Annotated in this window: 16 protein-coding genes; 8 read left to right on the plus strand and 8 right to left on the minus strand. The window is 69.3% G+C overall.

The features are described from left to right. The 5 genes from VJT49_RS04155 to VJT49_RS04175 form a co-directional block, all read right to left on the minus strand. Positions 1 to 1296 (minus strand): hypothetical protein (locus tag VJT49_RS04155; protein WP_324163333.1); only part of this gene is annotated, 1296 nt, incomplete at its 3' end. Between the two features lie 96 nt (positions 1297 to 1392). Next, positions 1393 to 3006: an acetolactate synthase large subunit gene (locus VJT49_RS04160; RefSeq protein WP_324163334.1), complete on the minus strand. Its 1614-nt coding sequence runs from the start codon at positions 3004 to 3006 to the stop codon at positions 1393 to 1395. After that, the gene (locus tag VJT49_RS04165; protein WP_324163335.1) at positions 3003 to 4385 is read right to left on the minus strand and encodes an FAD-binding oxidoreductase; all 1383 of its coding nucleotides are present in this window, start codon (positions 4383 to 4385) and stop codon (positions 3003 to 3005) included. The genes VJT49_RS04160 and VJT49_RS04165 overlap by 4 nt, the downstream gene beginning before the upstream one ends. Positions 4386 to 4435: 50 nt before the next feature. Further along, positions 4436 to 4936: a DUF3830 family protein gene (locus tag VJT49_RS04170; RefSeq protein ID WP_324163336.1), complete on the minus strand. Its 501-nt coding sequence runs from the start codon at positions 4934 to 4936 to the stop codon at positions 4436 to 4438. Between the two features lie 27 nt (positions 4937 to 4963). Further along, positions 4964 to 6217 (minus strand): aspartate aminotransferase family protein, encoded by a 1254-nt coding sequence (locus VJT49_RS04175; protein WP_324163337.1) that lies wholly within the window; start codon positions 6215 to 6217, stop codon positions 4964 to 4966. Between the two features lie 129 nt (positions 6218 to 6346). On the opposite strand from VJT49_RS04175, the gene VJT49_RS04180 reads away from it, so the two are divergent. From VJT49_RS04180 to VJT49_RS04195, 4 genes are all read left to right on the plus strand, one after another. Beyond that, positions 6347 to 7801 carry an NAD-dependent succinate-semialdehyde dehydrogenase gene (locus VJT49_RS04180; RefSeq protein WP_324163338.1) on the plus strand — a complete coding sequence of 485 codons (1455 nt, stop codon included), beginning with the start codon at positions 6347 to 6349 and terminating at the stop codon, positions 7799 to 7801. Positions 7802 to 7860: 59 nt separating this feature from the next. Continuing rightward, entirely contained in the window at positions 7861 to 8922 is a 1062-nt protein-coding gene (locus VJT49_RS04185) for a tartrate dehydrogenase (RefSeq protein WP_324163339.1), read from the plus strand. A gap of 60 nt (positions 8923 to 8982) precedes the next feature. After that, the gene (locus VJT49_RS04190; RefSeq protein WP_324163340.1) at positions 8983 to 10098 is read left to right on the plus strand and encodes a hypothetical protein; all 1116 of its coding nucleotides are present in this window, start codon (positions 8983 to 8985) and stop codon (positions 10096 to 10098) included. A gap of 415 nt (positions 10099 to 10513) precedes the next feature. Continuing rightward, entirely contained in the window at positions 10514 to 11206 is a 693-nt protein-coding gene (locus VJT49_RS04195; protein ID WP_324163341.1) for a hypothetical protein, read from the plus strand. Here VJT49_RS04195 and VJT49_RS04200 read toward each other — a convergent pair whose 3' ends face one another. From VJT49_RS04200 to VJT49_RS04210, 3 genes are all read right to left on the minus strand, one after another. Next, positions 11207 to 11908, minus strand: coding sequence for a GntR family transcriptional regulator (locus VJT49_RS04200; RefSeq protein ID WP_414635808.1), 702 nt, complete (start codon positions 11906 to 11908; stop codon positions 11207 to 11209). 10 nt (positions 11909 to 11918) lie between these two features. Then, a complete protein-coding gene (locus VJT49_RS04205) occupies positions 11919 to 12668 on the minus strand; it encodes a maleate cis-trans isomerase (protein WP_324163343.1) in 750 nt (249 codons plus the stop codon). A 75-nt stretch (positions 12669 to 12743) separates the two neighbouring features. Then, positions 12744 to 13481, minus strand: a complete 738-nt coding sequence (locus tag VJT49_RS04210; RefSeq protein ID WP_324163344.1) for an Asp/Glu/hydantoin racemase — start codon at positions 13479 to 13481, stop codon at positions 12744 to 12746. A 96-nt stretch (positions 13482 to 13577) separates the two neighbouring features. On the opposite strand from VJT49_RS04210, the gene VJT49_RS04215 reads away from it, so the two are divergent. From VJT49_RS04215 to VJT49_RS04230, 4 genes are all read left to right on the plus strand, one after another. Next, entirely contained in the window at positions 13578 to 14582 is a 1005-nt protein-coding gene (locus tag VJT49_RS04215) for a D-2-hydroxyacid dehydrogenase (protein ID WP_324163345.1), read from the plus strand. Positions 14583 to 14731: 149 nt separating this feature from the next. Next, on the plus strand, positions 14732 to 16144 hold the full coding sequence (locus tag VJT49_RS04220) for an amidase (RefSeq protein WP_414635809.1): 1413 nt from the start codon (positions 14732 to 14734) through the stop codon (positions 16142 to 16144). 16 nt (positions 16145 to 16160) lie between these two features. Then, positions 16161 to 16361: a hypothetical protein gene (locus tag VJT49_RS04225; RefSeq protein WP_324163347.1), complete on the plus strand. Its 201-nt coding sequence runs from the start codon at positions 16161 to 16163 to the stop codon at positions 16359 to 16361. Continuing rightward, complete coding sequence (locus VJT49_RS04230) at positions 16361 to 16546, plus strand: hypothetical protein (RefSeq protein WP_324163348.1); 186 nt, start codon at positions 16361 to 16363, stop codon at positions 16544 to 16546. The genes VJT49_RS04225 and VJT49_RS04230 overlap by 1 nt, the downstream gene beginning before the upstream one ends. Positions 16547 to 16553: the final 7 nt, after the last annotated feature.

Raw genomic sequence — 16553 nt, forward strand, 5'->3', positions numbered from 1 at the left:
CGCCGCGGCGGCGCCGCGTTCGGCCCGCCCGCCCGCGGCTCCGCCGGCGCCTTCGAGGCCGTAGGACATTTTCAGGAACCGCACGACAAGGGCGAAAATGTCCTCGATGATCTCTACCGCACCGGCCAGCCCGCGATAGCCCGTGAGCACCGTCTTGAACCGGGCCAGCGCGGCGAACATGGGGGCGAGCGCGGCTTCTGCTCGAGGCCCGATCCTGGCCGCCGCTTCGAGTGCCTCGGCGACCCATTTCACCCCCGTCACCGCCTCCTTGACCGCGGTGTAGCCCCCGTCGGTCAGGGCCAGGAGCAGGATTTCGAACACGGCCAGCCCACCGACCCAGCCCACCCCTTCGCCGAGGGCGCGGTCGGGTTGTTGCAGAAACCGCACCAGCGCGTCGGAGATCGATCTGCCGACGCCCTGCGCCTGGCCGACCGCGCCGGCGATCAACTGGTCGAACATCGCGATGATCTTCTTGGGATCCGACTTGCCGGCGAGCACCTCCTCCAACGCCGGTCCGATGAGGGCCTGCACCTTCTCGACCAGTTTCTGGGTCTTGCCCACGAGGATCTTGCGCTGGTCGGCGTTCGCGAGCGCGGCGACCAAGCGCCCCTCGAGTTCGCCAATCTTCACTTGGAGCCGTGCGATGTCGTAGAGAAGCACGAACGGGCCGGTGACACCGTCCCACAAACCCTTCACGAACCCGATCAGGAAACCGACCGAGAAATCCGGTGACGGGTTCGCCAGCAGAGCGACCATCCGGTCCGCGATGCGGATCTTGAACGTCGAGTCGTAGGAGATGGCCTGGTCGAGAAAGCCGATCATCGCGTTCTGGATGAGCCGGGCCATGAACGAGGCGTACCCGGCGGCGTTGATGGGACCGTTCTCCACCAGCCACTTCGACGCATTCAACACCCGGTCGACGACGAAAGCCTTCGTCTCGTCGGACAGTTCCGCCCAGATGCCCGCCGCCAGGTGCCTTGGCAGGGATGAGGGATCGGTCACGATGTCGGTGGCGAACCGCAGAGCCTTCGGCGCGCCGGACAGCCTGTCGAGCAGCCCGTCGCCGACGCGCTGCACCGGGGCCTGCTCCTCCTCGGTGCAGCCGCCGCTGTGGTCGCCCCCGCAGCGCTGCACATGGAGCAGGGAATCGACCGCGTGATTGCCGACGGCTCGTTGTAGTGCGAGTACTTGCGCGGCTGGGGTGGCAGGGCGCTGAACGGATGCGGGTTTGGCCTGCGCCCGCCGGACATGGTCCGGAGCCGGGGTGGTGCCGGGCTTCCCATGCTCAACAGCCATATTCACACTCCCACAGTGACCCTGGCATGGGAGTGGCGTGCCGGACAGGGCACGGTGAACGGCCAGGCGGGCAACGCGAACCGCCCGATGGGGCGTTTACATCAGCGGCGGCACCAGTGCGTCAATGAGGTGAGGGCCGGGTTCGGCGAGTGCGCGGGAGAACTGGTCCGCAAGCTCCTCGGCGGTGGTGGCGCGGGAAGCGGGCACGCCCATGCCTTCCGCGATCTTGACGAAGTCCATGTCGGGGCGCGAGAGGTCGAGCAGTTCGTTCGCCTTCGGGCCGGACGTGGTGGCGCCGACGCGTTGCAGTTCCATGCGGAGGATCGCGTACGCGCGGTTGTTCAGCAGCACCGTAGTGACGTTGAGGTTCTCGCGCGCCATCGTCCACAGTGCGGAGATGGTGTAGAGGGCGCTGCCGTCGGCCTGCAGCGCGATCACCGGGCGGTCGGGTGCGGCGATGGCGGCCCCGGTCGCGACGGGGAGGCCTTGGCCGATGGCGCCGCCGGTGAGCGTCAGCACGTCGTGCCGGGGTGCGCCGGCGGTGGCGGCGGGCAGCAGGACGCCCGAGGTGTTGGCCTCGTCGGAGATAATGGCGCCTTCCGGCAGCAGCGCGCCGATCACCTCGACCCAGTTCTGCGCGGTGAGCGGGCCGGACGGCAGCGCGGGCCGTTGTGCTTGCTGCAACACCGGTTCCACGTCCGGCGCGACCTCGTCCGCGAGTGCGGCCAGCGCGGCCACCACGTCCTGGCCGGGCTCGGCGAGGGTGTGTACCTGCGCGCCCTCGGGCACCAGGTCGCCGGGCTTGCCGGGGTAGGCGAAGAACGAGACCGGCGACTTCGTCCCCGCGACGACCAGGTGCTTGAACCCGGTGAGCTGGTAGGTGACCTGTTCGGCGAGGTAGCCCAGCCGTTCGACGGAGGGCAGACCCGCGCCGCGTTCCAGCCGCGCCGGGAAGGTCTCCACGAACGGCTTCGCCCCGGTCGCCGAGGCGACCCGGCTCACGGCGAGCAGTCCGGCTTCCCGGCAGGCGGGACCGCCGATCAGCAGCGCCACCGGCTCGCCGGTGCGCAGGACCTCCGCGACCGCCTTGACCGTCGTGTCCGCGACTTGCTGCGGTGCCTTCGGCGGCACCGGTTTGACCGCGACACCACCGTCGCCCCACGAAACGTCGGCGGGCAGGATCAGCGTGGCCACCTGGCCGCCAGCCTCCTGCGAGGCGGCGACCGCGAAGGCGGCGTCCGCGCCGACGTCGACCGAACTACCCGAGCGGCGAATCCAGCCCTTGAGCGAACTCGAGATCGCTTCGATGTCGGATTCCAGTGGGGCGTCGTACTTCTTGTGGTAGGTCGCGTGGTCCCCGACGACGTTGACGATCGGGGTGTGGGCGCGGCGGGCGTTGTGCAGGTTCGCCAGGCCGTTGCCGAGGCCGGGGCCGAGGTGCAGCAGAGTCGCGGCGGGCCGCCCCGCGACGCGCGCGTAGCCGTCGGCCGCGCCGGTCACCACGCCTTCGAACAGAGCCAGGACGCCGCGCATTTCGGGTCCACCGTGCCCGCCGGCGCTGGAGGCATTAGCACCGTGCCCGCCGGCGCTGGAGGCACTGACGCTGTCCAGCGCGGCGACAAAGTGCATCTCCGAGGTGCCCGGATTGGCGAAGCACACGTCGACACCCGCGTTGACGAGCGTGCGGATCAGGGACTGCGCGCCGTTCATGAAGCTCCTAAAAGGACGTCGGGGTTGAGGATGCCCTTCGGGTCGAACGCCTGCTTGATCCGGCGCAGCAGTGCGACCTTCGCCGGATCCTCCAGCGCCAGGAAGTGGTTTTTCTTCGCCTGGCCGATGCCGTGCTCGCCGGAGATCGCACCGCCCATCGCGATACCGGCGAAGAAGATGTCGCGCAGCAGCTTGTTCCGCTTCTCCGGGTCCTTGCAGAAGATGGCCAGATGCACGTTGCCGTCGCCGGCGTGGCCGCAGCCGACCGCGCCCGCTTCGGCCGCGGCGGCCAGTTTCCTTGCCCTGGCGAGGAAACCGGGCATTTCGGAGCGCGGCACCACGACGTCGATCACGTCGTCGGCGCCGGCCGCCTTGGCCGTCCAGAATGCCTTTTCCCGCGCCTCGACGAGCTTGCGTGCGGAGCCTCCGTCGAGCACGAACACGTCGGAGGCGCCGAGGTTCGAAAGCAGCTCGGCGGCGCGCAGGAGGTCGCCCTCGAGCCGGTCGCCATCGCGGTTTTCCAGGCCCACCACCAGGTATGCCTGGGTCGCGTCGCGCAACTCGTCGGAGATGCCGAGTGACAGCTTCTCGGTGTGGGTGATCGCGGCCATCGTCAGGTTGTCGATGTACTCGAGGATGTTCGGCGTCAGACCGCTGGCGATGATCTCCGGCACGGCCGCCATCACCTGGTCGAGATCGCCGAACGGGGCGAGCAGGGTCGAGCTGTGCTTGAGCCGCGGGTAGAGCTTGACGGTCACCTCGGTCACCACGGCCAGCGTGCCCTCGGAACCGATGATGAGCTGGGTCAGGTCGTAGCCGGAGGAGATCTTCGAGGTCTTCCCGCCGGTTCGGATGATCTCTCCGGTCGGCAGGACCGCTTCGAGACCGAGCACGTTGTTCCTGGTCACGCCGTATTTGACCGCGCGCATGCCGCCCGCGTTGGTGCCGACGTTGCCACCGACGCTGGCGCTGAGTTCACCGGGGTAGACGGTGTAGGCCAGCCCCGCGGCGGCGGTCTTCTGGTCGAGTTCGGCGAGCGTGACCCCGGGCTGCACCACGGCCACCTGGTTGGCCACGTCGACCTCGAGCACTGAATTCATTCGCTCGAAGGAGATCAGCAGCCCGTCCTCGCGCGGCCGGGCCGCCCCGGAAAGCCCGCTGCCCGAGCCGCGCGCGGTGACCGGAAGGCAGTGTTCGGCGGCGATGGCCAGCAGTGCCGAGACCTCCCGCGCGCTCGCCGGTTTCGCCACGGCCGCCGCTTTCCGGGGTTCACAGGTCAGCGCCTCGTCGCGCGCGTAATCCTCCGGAACCGCGTCGCCGCTCAACAGGTTCTGCGCGCCCACGATCCCGGTGAGCCGTGCCACGACAGCGTCATCCATGGGGCCAGCCTAGTATGCCGACCCTACTGGTCCGTAGCCCGGCGCGCGGGTCACTCGGCCCTGGCGAAGGACATCGTTTCCCCTTCGACCCCGCGCAGCCAGAGGTCCTGCGCCGCCGCCGCCATCTCCGGCAGGCCCTCGACGATCGTGGCGAAGACATTTCCGGGAATCCAGCCCGCGTCGCCGTTGATCAGAAGGTTGTTACGCCCGTAGAAGATGGCCAGGTCGGTCGCGCCCTGCTCGCCGTGGGCCTCGCTGGACTCCTCGTACCCGTAGGCCGGGTTGCCGATTTCCCAGGCCTCGAACCCGAAATAGACCACGTCACCCGGAATGGGCGTGACCGTCGGGTTCTCGCGGCCCGGTTTCGGGTCCGCGAACGGCGGGACCAGCGTGTACACCTCGTTGCGGGCGTATTTGGCGTGATAGGCCGAACCGCTTTGCGGCAACGCGTTCCAAACGGCGCGGCAGGTGCGTGGCGCCTCTTCGTCGAGGAGCCGCGCCCGGCAGGACACGCCGCGCTTGTCGAGGGTGATCGTGATGTATCGCGCCAATTTTCGCTCCTCGTCACCGAAGTTGAATCAGGAAGTCACCGAAGCCACGGTTTCGCCCCAGATGCCGAGCGCTTCCTCGATCTGCTCGGCCGTTACCACCAGTGGCGGAATCATCCGCACCACGTTCATGAACGCGCCGCAGGTGAGCAGCAGCAAGCCACGCTTGGCCGCTTCCTGCTGCGCCGCCTGGGCGGTCGCCGTGTCGGGCTTGCCGTCGGCGGTGGTGAACTCGGAACCGACCAGCAGGCCGAGCCCCCGCACCTCACCGATGGCCGGGGTCTTGTCGCCGACCAGCCGGGCGCCCTCGAACAACTCCTGCCCGCGCGCCGCCGCGTTCTCCACCAGGCCTTCTTCCTCGATCACGTCGAGGGTGGCCAGCGCGGCCGCGCACGAAACCGCGTTGCCGCCGTAGGTGCCGCCCTGCGAGCCGGGGAACGCCTTCGCCATCAGCTCCTTCGGCGCCGCGATGCCGGACAGCGGGAAGCCGCTGGCCAAGCCCTTGGCGATGGTCACCACGTCCGGCCGCACGCCGAAGTGGTCGTGGCCCCAGAACTTCCCGGTGCGGCCGAAACCGGTCTGGATCTCGTCGATCACCAGCAGGATTCCGTGCTCGTCGGCGCGTTTGCGCAGCCCGGCGAAGAACTCCGGGTTCGCCGGCACGTAACCGCCCTCGCCCAGCATCGGTTCGATGAAGAACGCCGCCGTCTCACCCGGTGCGCTGACGGTCGCGAACAGGTAGTCCAGCTCCCGGAGCGCGAACTTCGTCGCGGTCTGCTCGTCCCAGCCGTAGTGGTAGGCGTACGGGAACGGCGCGACGTGCACGCCACCCATCAGCGGCGAGAAGCCGGCACTGAACCGGGTACCCGAGGTCGTCATGGTCGCGGCCGCGACGGTGCGGCCGTGGAAGCCGCCCTGGAACACGATCACGTTGGGCCGGCCGGTGGCCTGGCGGGACAGCCGCAAGGCCGCCTCGACGGCTTCACTGCCGGAGTTCGCGAAGAACAGCGAATCGAGTCCGGCGGGCAGCACGTCGCCGAGGCGCTCGGTCAGCCGGAGGAGCGGCTGGTGCATGACCGTCGTGTACTGGCCGTGGATCAGCTTGCCGACCTGTTCCTGCGCGGCCTTCACCACGCGCGGATGGCAGTGACCGGTGCTCGTGACACCGATGCCCGCGGTGAAGTCGAGGTAGCGGCGGCCGTCCGTGGCATACAGACAGCTGCCTTCACCGTGGTCGACGACCACCGGGGTGGCTTGCTTGAGTAGGGGGGAGAGCTGAGCCATCAGCGAGCTCCTTGTGACGTTGGGGGCCGGCTTCCTCGGAGGGATCTGTGTTCCCGGAAGGCGCTGGTTGTAGATTGTTGACAATATGCATAGCATGGCGACCGGAGTGTGTGCAATCGGGAGGCTCGGATGAGTGGGACCAGTGTGGTCGAGACGGTGAGCAAGGATCTGTTCATCGGCGGGAAGTGGACGCCTGCGACGGGCGGCGCGACCTTCGGCGTGGAGGACCCGTCGACCGGGGAGATCCTGTGCCAGGTCGCCGACGCCACTCCGCGGGACGGCATGGCCGCGCTGGACGCCGCGGTCGCCGCGCAGGCCGAGTGGGCGGCGACGGCGCCTCGCGAACGCAGCGAAATCCTGCGCCGCGCCTTCGAGTTGCTCAACGCGCGCAACGAGGAACTGGCGCTGCTGATGACCCTGGAGATGGGCAAGCCGCTGGCCGAGGCGCGCGGGGAGGTCGCCTACGCCGCCGAGTTCTTCCGATGGTTCTCCGAGGAGGCCGTCCGGATCGAGGGCGGATACCAGGTGGCGCCGAACGGCGGCGGGCGGTTCCTCCTCACCCGGCAGCCGGTCGGGCCGACGCTGCTGATCACCCCGTGGAACTTCCCGATGGCCATGGGCGGGCGCAAGATCGGCCCGGCGATCGCCGCGGGCTGCACCATGGTGATCAAACCCGCCGAGCAGACGCCGTTGTCGATGCTCGCGCTCGCCGCGATCCTCACCGAGGCCGGCCTGCCCGACGGGGTGCTCAACGTGATCACCACGACCGACCCCGGTGCCGTGATGGAGCCGCTCATCCGCGACGGCCGTGTGCGCAAGCTCTCCTTCACCGGCTCCACCTCGGTCGGGCGGAAGCTGCTGGAACAGTGCGCGGACAAGGTGCTGCGCACGTCCATGGAACTCGGCGGCAACGCGCCGTTCCTGGTGTTCGACGACGCCGACCTCGACGCGGCGATCGAAGGCGCGATGCGGGCGAAAATGCGCAACATCGGCGAGGCGTGCACGGCCGCCAACCGGTTCTACGTGCAGCGCGGTGTCGCCGACGAGTTCGCGCGCAGGCTGACCGAGCGGATGCAGGCGCTGCCGCTCGGCCGGGGCACCGAGCCGGGTGTCGTCGTCGGGCCACTGATCGACGCCGACGCACTCGAGAAGGTCAGTTCGCTGGTGCGAGACGCGGCGGACCGGGGCGCGAAGGTGCTGACCGGCGGGGCGGGTGTGGACGGTCCAGGCCACTTCTACCAGGCCACGGTGCTCGTCGACGTGCCGCGGGACGCGCGGATGGCGAGTGAGGAGATCTTCGGCCCGGTGGCGCCGATCTCGGTGTTCGATACCGAGGAGGAAGCCGTGGCCGCCGCCAACGACACGGAGTACGGGCTGGTGAGCTACGTCTACACCAACGACCTCAAGCGGGCGCTGCGGGTGTCGGAGAACCTGGAGGCCGGGATGATCGGACTGAACCAGGGCATCGTGTCGAACCCGGCCGCGCCGTTCGGCGGGGTCAAGCAGTCCGGGCTGGGCCGCGAAGGCGGGCGCGTGGGCATCGAAGAGTTCCTGGAGATCAAGTACATCTCGGTGGCGCTGTGAAGCTACCGGCCCGCGCGAGCGGTCCGTGTGTGAGTGGCCCGAACCTTGGAGAGGAACCGTTGGACTACAAGATTGCCGGCATCCCCGGTGACGGGATCGGGGTGGACGTCGTCGCCGAGGCGCGGAAGGTGCTCGACCGCGCCGCCGAACTGCACGGCTTCGGCCTACAGTGGACGGAGTTCGACTGGAGCTGCGAGCGCTACACGCAGACCGGCCGGATGATGCCCGAGGACGGGATCGAGCGGCTTTCCACCTTCGACGGGATCTTCCTGGGCGCGGTGGGCTTTCCCGGGGTGCCGGATTACGTTTCGCTGTGGGGACTGCTGATTCCGGTGCGCCGGGCGTTCGGGCAGTACGTCAACCTGCGGCCGGTCCGGTTGCTGCCGGGCACCGACACGGTGCTGAAGAACCGGACGGCCGAAGAGGTTGAGATGGTGATCGTCCGGGAGAACTCCGAAGGCGAGTACTCCACGATCGGCGGGCGGCACAATTCGGGCACGCCGGCCGAGTTCGCGGTTCAGGAGTCGGTGTTCACGCGGGTCGGGGTGGACCGGATCATCCGGTACGCCTTCGACCTTGCCCGGACCCGCGCGGGCCGGGTGTGCTCGGCGACCAAGTCGAACGGGATCATCCACACCATGCCGTTCTGGGACGAGATCTTCGCCGAGATCGCGGCCGAGTACCCGGATGTCCACAGTGAACAGTGCCACGTCGACGCGCTGGCCGCCCGGATGGTGCAGCAACCGGACCGGCTGGACGTGGTGGTCGGGTCCAACCTGTTCGGCGACATCCTGAGCGACCTGGCCGCGGCGCTGACCGGCGGGCTCGGCATGGCGCCGTCGGGCAACATCAACCCGCCGGGGGAGTACCCGTCGATGTTCGAGGCCGTGCACGGCAGCGCCCCGGACATCGCCGGTCAGGGCATCGCCAACCCGGTGGCGCAGATCCTCGCCGGGGCGATGATGCTCGATCACCTCGGCCAGGCCGGCGCCGCACGAGCCGTCAACTCGGCGGTCGAGCGGGTCCTGGCCGCCGGTGAGGTGGCCACCCCGGATCTCGGCGGCAAGTCGACCACCGCCGAGTTGGGCACGGCGATCACCAAGGCGCTCGTACACGCATAGCTCGAAGCGGAATGGGCATCTCCTGGATCACGAAGCCAACGTGATCGAGGAGATCGACTCATGCAGTTGCTGGGTGTGCGTGTGCCGGGGCCGGTGTCCATGGTGCGGAGCCTGCTCTCCCCACTGGCACCGCCCCGCCGCCGCGCCTGGTCGTGCGAGGGCCGGCTGCACATCGAGGGGCACGGCGTGTCCGGCGTGGGCGGGCGTCGCACCGCCGAGCGGATCGAGCGGGAGTTGGAGAAGGCTCCCGGGGTGAAGTGGGCGCGGGTGAACGCGCCGTCCGCACGGGTGATCGTGGCCACCGCCGACCCGGCGCCCCGCTCGGCCGACCTGATCGAAGTCCTCGAGCGCGCCGAGTCCGAGCCGGACCCGGCCGAGGACGAACTGCATCATCCGGCGGACGGCCCGCGCGCCACCAAGTTGCTGCCCACGCTCGCGGCCGACGCGCTGGGTCTGGGCCTTTCGCTGATCACGAAGCTGGCGCCGTGGATGCCGCTACCCACCGAACTGGCCGCGCTGCCGGGGCTGGTGAACCAGCACCCGAAGCTCAGGCAGGTGGTCGCGGAACGGGTCGGCGGCCACGAGCGGGCGGATTCCCTGGCGTCCATCACGGGGGCACTGGCACACGGCCTCGCGGCCGGCAGCGAGGGCACCCTGATCGACACCGCACAGCGCGTCGAGCAGTGGCGTGAGGCACGGGAACACGAAAAGGCCTGGTGCCGGGCCGAGGCCGGGCTGATCGATGGGCCGGACAGCGCGGCCGCCGAGCCGATCGTCACCGAACGGCCCCAGCCGCTCCCCGAGGATCCGGTGGCACGCTACGCACGCCGCGTCCTGAACCTCGGCGCGGCCGCGACGGCGGTGATGCTGCCGTTCGGGCCGCGGCGCGCCATGGGGCTCGGCCTCGCGGCCCAGCCCAAGGCCGCCGAAGCGGGCAGGGCGGCGTTCGGCGCACACCTCGGGCGGGTGCTGGCCGGGCATGACGTGGTGGTGATGGACCGGTCGGTGTTGCGGCGACTGGACACAATGGACGTTCTGGTGATCGACGAGGACTCGTTCGGCGACGGGCGGTTCGCGCTGGACGAGGTCGTCCCGGTCGAGGGTAACGACCCGCGCGAGATCGCCGAACGGGCTTGGCGGCTGTTCGATGCCCGGAAGCCGGGGGAGGTACGGTGATGGCTGCACCCCACTGGGGCCGCTGGCCTGGACCATCGCACTTGGCAGCGCCACCGGCGCGACACTCCTGGGCACCCTGTTCGATTGACCCGTCTCGATCGCCGGCGAAATGGTGCGAGTCGCGCCCGCGCATCAACTGGGCCGGACTCGCGCGTCGGGAAAGCTGGACTCGCGGGTCGGGAAAGCTGGACTCGCGCCGCGAGCCGGCTCGGCGACGAACTCGCATCGGCCGCTCTGAAGATCGCCCGCGGGCTTCCCGACGTGGCCCCGGTTCGCGAGCCTGACGGCGCCTTCGCCGACCCCGTCGATGTTCCAGCCGACGCTTCACCGGGTGACCCGCTCATTGCGTGGCTCGGCCGTTCACCCGTCTGACGGGGCCGGATATCGTTCACGGTCTGAACGGAAAGGGGCATGCGTGACGGGGTTGGTCGAACTGGCGTACACGACCGGCGGTGGAGTGATTGGTGCCGTGCTGACCAACTACTTCGCCAAGCACCAGGAACGGCGGCAGTTGCGGGCCGACGCACACGGCTGGATCCACAAGATGACCGCGATCAGCATCCGCGTGCGGGGCATCGAACTGGGCGCGCCCCCACGCGCTCCCGAGGGAACCAGGTCCCTTTCCGTCACTTCCGAACTGGGCGTGAAGGCGATACTCGACGACGGGTCCGACGCACATCGTGCCCTCCGGGAGGCTTTCGCCGGTTTGTCCACCGCGGTGCTCGCGGCCGGCATGCCGCGGCGGGTGATGGACTTCGCCGGCGGCGCGCAGGAGCGCGTGCTCGAAGCCGAGGTGATCCTGCTGGCCGACCGCTGTGCGGGCGGCGTGCTGGGTGCCGACGTCGACCAGCTCGTCCGGGCCACGCACGAGTACCAGACGGCGGCCGTCCGGATGCTGCTCGCCATGCTTTGGCATCCCTGGCGAACCCGGTTGCGGTTACGCGGCTGGCTCCGGGCGCTGCGGGCCGACGTGGCCGTTTTGCACGAATTGCGGCAAAGCGCGGTGGACGTGCTCACCCGGCCCCGGCACGCGAACGCGCTTCACGACCACCTCGACCCGGACGGGCGGCACCGCCAGGCTTGGCGAACCGCCCCGGCCGGGCGGTGACTACCGCTCGGCGAGCGGGGGCCGAACCCCGTCGGCTCCCGAACGCAGGCTGTTGCCCGGGGCCAGCCGCTGTACGGCGTCCTCCATATGCGCCTCCAGGAGGGCGAGCACGGCCTCCTTGTCACCCGCGCGGATCGCCTCGGCGATCCGCTTGTGCTCGGTGACGCGCTCCTCCTCGCTGGAGTACGTCTCGTGCAGGGCGGACAGGCACATCCGCGTCTCGATCAGCAAGATCCGCGCCATGCGCCACAAGCGTTTGCTGCCCGACGCGGCCACCAGGACCTCGTGGAACCGGATGTCCGCTTCGGACACCGCGCCACTGTCGGCCGCGCCGGCCATTTCGCGAACGGCCTCGGCGAGCTGGTCGGCCGCCTGCTCGCGATCACCGCGCAGGACACGCAGCACCGCTGCCCGCTCGATCGCCAGGCGGGCCGTGTAGATGTCATAGATGTCGTCGGGCTCCAGGTCGATCACGAACAGCCCGCGATGCCGCTCACTGCGCAGCAAACCCTCCGAAACCAGGCGCTGCATGGCTTCGCGCAACGGCCCCCGCGACACCTGGAACTGCGCGGCCAGCTCGGTTTCACCGAGCTGGGTGCCCGGCGGCAGCGACCCGTTCATGATCGCGTCACGCAGCTGCCGCGCGATGATCGCGGCTGTGGACTCCCGATTGACCGGCACGAGCTCGGTCAACGGCACCAATGACGATCCCTTAGTCACCTCGAGTCTCTCCCGTTTCGGTTACCCCCAAGTCGGCCCGGAACAACGCGCCCAAAGCATCCGTCCGCGGGATTTCACCGGTCAGCCGCAGCCCTTCCCAGACGGTCACCTGGTTCGCGGTCAGCACGGGCTTGCCGAGCCGCTTCTCGATCGCCGGGATGACGGCGAGCGTACGCATCGCGGTGTCCGGGATGAGCACCGCGTCCGCGTTCGGGTGGTCGTGGGCGACCGCGAGTTCGATGACCGCCTCCGGCGCCAGCCGTCCCACCTCGGCCGCCGTGTCGATGCCCTCGCTGGCCATGGCCACGATCTCGATGCCGCCCGCGGCGAGGAACTCGACGAAGTACCTGGCCACCTCGTCCGGGTAGCTCGCGGCCACCGAGACCCGGCGCAGGCCCAGCGCCTCGGCCGCGCGGACGAACGCGAACGACGTGCTCGACGCCGGCTTGCCTGCCGCCGCCGCCAGTTTCTCGACCTGCTCGTGCGCGCCTTTCCACCGATAGACGAAGCTGCCGCTCGTGCACGCCCACACCACCGAGTCGGGCTCGTGCTTCGCCAGCAGCGCCGCGCCCTCGGCCAGCCGCCGCTCACTGCCGAGGTCCAGCAGCTCGGGCACGGCGTGCAGGTCCGTGCCGTAGATGTGCTCGACGGGCAGTGCCACCTGGTATCCGAGCAGACGCTCGGCGAACGGGTAGTCGTCTTCGGCCGCGTGGTCGGGGTAGATGAAACCGGCGGTCGGCATGCACTCTCCTTTCTGCGTGGGGATCCAACCCCCATATCCCGGCTGGGGCAGGCCCCGGACTTCCTTACGGGAATTTCATACTTCTCGTAACCATTTTCCAGGACCGACGATCGGCAGCTCCATGCGTTTCAAACAGGCCCACATGGTGAGCTGGTTCGCGGTGAGCACCGGCTTGCCCAGCGCGACTTCCAGCGGCTCGATCAGGTCGTAGGTGGGCAGGTTGGTGCAGCTGACGAAGATCGCTTCGGCGTCGGTGTGGTCCGCGCTGAGGATCCGCTCGGCGATGGTGCGGTAGCTCACCTTCCAGATACCGCCGCCGAGGCCGAGATGGTCGCTGGCCACCGTTTCCACGTTCAACTCGCCCAGGAATTCGTGCAGTTTCGCGGTGAGGTCGGCGTCGTAGGGGGTGATCACGGAGATCCGGTGCAGGTCCAGCCGGTGCAACACCTCGGCGAGCGCGCCCGAGGTGGTCACCGCGTCCGGGGCCCCGGCGTCACAGATGGCCTTGCACAGTGAGCGTTCGTAGCCGATACCGTTGACGAAACTACCGGAGGTGCACAGGTAGGCGACCACCTCGGGTTCGACGTGCAGCACGTCACGGGTGGCGGCGGCGAGGTGCTGGCTGTTGCTGACCAGCTGCGCCATCTCCATGCTCACCGGCACCGGCTCGTAGGGCGTGCGGGCGAGGTGCAGTGACACCTCCATCGGTACCCATCGCCAGAGTTCACGCTCCAATGCCAGGTCGAAGGGGGCGATCACGCCGATGCCCCGTTGTGCCAAGGGTCCGTCGAAGACAGGGAAGTCCAAATCCAAGGCTCGGCCTCCGAAGGTTGCGCTCTGCAGGACTAAGCCTCCGGGGCGGTCCCTCGGATTGTTGACAATCATACGACCGGCTCCTACGGTGTCAACGTGATCGGCGCGGAGAAGCCTGTCCTGGTGGTGCTGGAAGGCGACCAGCATCCCGGAGGCTGTTCAGCTATGGACGCGATCGAATCCGCCGCCGTAGTTCGTTACACCGGCGAAGACGGCTTGGCGGAGGCGTTGCGCGGGGCCGACGCGCTGTTCATCTATGACTTTCTGTCCACCGCGCTACGCCGTGCGTGGCCGTCGGCCGACCGGCTGCGCTGGGTCCATATTGCCAGCGCCGGTGTGGATCCGGTGCTGTTTCCGGCTTTGCGCTCCAGTGATGTGACCCTCACCAACTCGCGGGGCGTGTTCGACGATTCGATCGCCGAGTACGTGCTGGGGGTGATCCTCTCCTTCGCCAAGGATTTCGCCCGATCACTCGATCTGCAACGGCAGGCGCGCTGGCTGCACCGGGAGAGCGAGCGGATCGCCGGGCGGCGGGTGCTGGTCGTGGGTACGGGTCCGATCGGCCGGGCGATCGCCCGGATGCTGCGCGCCGTGGGGATGCGGGTGTCGGGCATGGGGCGCCGGGCGAGGGACGACGATCCCGACTTCGGCGTCGTTCACTCCTCGGCCGAACTGGTGCGGCACCTGCCGGGCGCGGACTACGTGGTCGCGGTCGCGCCGCTCACCGACGCCACCAAGGGCATGTTCGACGCCACCGCCTTCGCGGCCATGAAGCCGGGCGCGCGGTTCGTAAACGTGGGGCGCGGGGAGCTGGTCGTCACCTCGGACCTGGTCTGTGCGCTGAGTGACGGGCGGCTCGCCGGTGCCGCGCTGGACGTGTTCGACACCGAGCCGCTGCCGCCGGACAGCCCTCTGTGGACATTGGAGACCGTGCTCGTGTCGCCGCACATGTCGGGAGACTTCGTCGGCTGGCGGGCCGCGCTGATCGAGGTGTTCGCGGACAACTTCCGGCGCTGGCGGACGGGCGAACCGCTTCGTAACGTGGTGGACAAGCAACTGGGCTATGTGCCTACGCGGACGGAATCGCGACGCGAAGGATGAGGTGGATGTTTTCAGTACGGCGTCGCAAGCGCCCGCGAAGCAACGGGGGTGGGGAGGCAGGCCGCCTGTCCGTGCCACCGTCGGCGGACAGGAATGATCGTGGCCTGGCTACCCGCGCCCGTGGGCGCGTCTGAGAAAGCATGGACTTGATGACCAACCTGTTGACGGCGAGCGAGCTCGTCGCCGCCTACTCCTCTGGTGAGATCTCTCCCGTGGAGGCCACCGAGGCCGCCCTGCGCGCGATCGAAGAGCGCGACGGCGAGATCAACGCCTACTGCCTGGTCGACCGGACGGCGGCGCTCGAGGAGGCTCGCGCGTCGGAAACCCGGTGGCGGGAAGGCAATCCGATCGGGTGGCTGGACGGGGTACCCACATCGATCAAGGACATGTTCCTCACCCGCGGCTGGCCGACCCGGCGCGGCTCCCCGTGCATCGAGGAGAACCAGCCGTGGGACGTGGACAGCCCGGTCACCGCGCGGCTGCGAGAGAACGGCCTCGTCCTGCTCGGCAAGACCACCACGCCCGAACTGGCCTGGAAGGGCGTCACCGACAACCTGCTCACCGGCATCACGCGTAACCCGTGGGATCCCACGCGCACGCCAGGTGGGTCCAGCGGCGGCAGCGCGGCGGCCGTCGTGGCGGGCATGGGTGAGTTGTCGGTCGGCACCGACGGCGGCGGCTCGGTCCGGATTCCGGCCTCGTTCTGCGGAATCGTCGGGCTCAAGCCGACGCACGGCCGCATCCCGCTCTACCCGGCGAGCCCGTTCGGCGCGCTGTCCCACGCCGGGCCGATGGCACGCTCGGTGGACGACGTCGCGCTCATGCTCGACGTGCTCGCGCTGCCCGACCACCGCGACCCGGCCGCGCTGCCACCGCCCGAGAGCGCCTACCGCGAGGCCGTGCGGCGCGATGTGCGTGGCCTGATCGCGGCGTACTCGCCCACCCTCGGTTACGCCAAAGTGGACCCCGAGGTGGCGCGAATCGTCCGCGCGGCGGTCGCCGCGCTCGACGACGCGGGCCTCCGCGTGGAGGAGGCCGACCCCGGCTTCACCGACCCCAAGGAAGCCTTCGACATCCTGTGGTCCACCGGCGCCGCCCAGTGGCTCAACACGTTCCCGCCCGGTTCGGAAGAGCGAATCGACCCCGGCCTGCGCCGCGTCTGGCAGCAGGGCAGGACCTACTCGGCCTCCGACTACCTCGCCGCCAACGCCGAACGCGCCGCGCTGGGCATCCTGATGGGTGAGTTCCACACCCGCTTCGACGTGCTGCTCACCCCGACCGTGGCGATCCCGCCGTTCGAGGCCGGCCACGAGGTTCCCCCGGGCAGCGGCCTGTCGAGCTGGCCGGAATGGACGCCGTTCACCTACCCGTTCAACATGACCCAGCAGCCGGCGATCTCCGTCCCGGCCGGGACCACCTCGAGCGGCCTGCCGGTCGGCCTCCAGATTGTCGGCCCCCGTCACTCCGACGACCTCGTGCTCGCCGTGGCCAAGCTGCTGGAGGAAGTGCGCCCCTGGCCTACCGACCGCCCCGCGGGCCGGGGTAGCAGAGTTGGTACCTGATTGGTACCTCTCCTCCATGGCGGCGCTCAACCTCCAGTTCACTGACGAGGAAATGGCCGACCTGCGCGCCGCTGCCCAGCGCGAGGGCAAGTCGCTCAAGGCGCTGGCGCACGATGCGGTCGTAGCCCTTGTGTCTTCTCGCAAACATCTGGTCGAAGAGGCGGCGGCCCGGGTCGCCGCGATCAGTGAGGGGCTGAACGAGCGGCTGGCCAAGTAGTGCGCCATCCGTACTATCTCGACGTCGAGGACATCTTGACCGCGTCCCGGTACGCCGCCGGGATGCCGGTGGAAGTCCGGGACTTCGGGCTTCTCGAAGCCGCGGTCGCGCGGCCGAAGACATCGGTGTTCGGTCAGGACGCGTACCCGGATCTCTTCACCAAAGCCGCGGCGCTGCCGCACTAGCTGGTAG

This window comes from Amycolatopsis sp., assembly GCF_035276945.1.
GTDB lineage: Bacteria > Actinomycetota > Actinomycetes > Mycobacteriales > Pseudonocardiaceae > Amycolatopsis_E.

Bases quoted from the DNA above. Each gene is read 5' to 3' on its own strand.
- VJT49_RS04205 (WP_324163343.1), bottom strand. From the start codon at position 12,668: ATGCCGACCGCCGGTTTCATCTACCCCGACCACGCGGCCGAAGACGAC.
- VJT49_RS04225 (WP_324163347.1), top strand. From the start codon at position 16,161: ATGGCGGCGCTCAACCTCCAGTTCACTGACGAGGAAATGGCCGACCTG.
- VJT49_RS04175 (WP_324163337.1), bottom strand. From the start codon at position 6,217: ATGGCTCAGCTCTCCCCCCTACTCAAGCAAGCCACCCCGGTGGTCGTC.
- VJT49_RS04160 (WP_324163334.1), bottom strand. From the start codon at position 3,006: ATGAACGGCGCGCAGTCCCTGATCCGCACGCTCGTCAACGCGGGTGTC.
- VJT49_RS04190 (WP_324163340.1), top strand. From the start codon at position 8,983: ATGCAGTTGCTGGGTGTGCGTGTGCCGGGGCCGGTGTCCATGGTGCGG.
- VJT49_RS04180 (WP_324163338.1), top strand. From the start codon at position 6,347: ATGAGTGGGACCAGTGTGGTCGAGACGGTGAGCAAGGATCTGTTCATC.
- VJT49_RS04165 (WP_324163335.1), bottom strand. From the start codon at position 4,385: ATGGATGACGCTGTCGTGGCACGGCTCACCGGGATCGTGGGCGCGCAG.
- VJT49_RS04220 (WP_414635809.1), top strand. From the start codon at position 14,732: ATGACCAACCTGTTGACGGCGAGCGAGCTCGTCGCCGCCTACTCCTCT.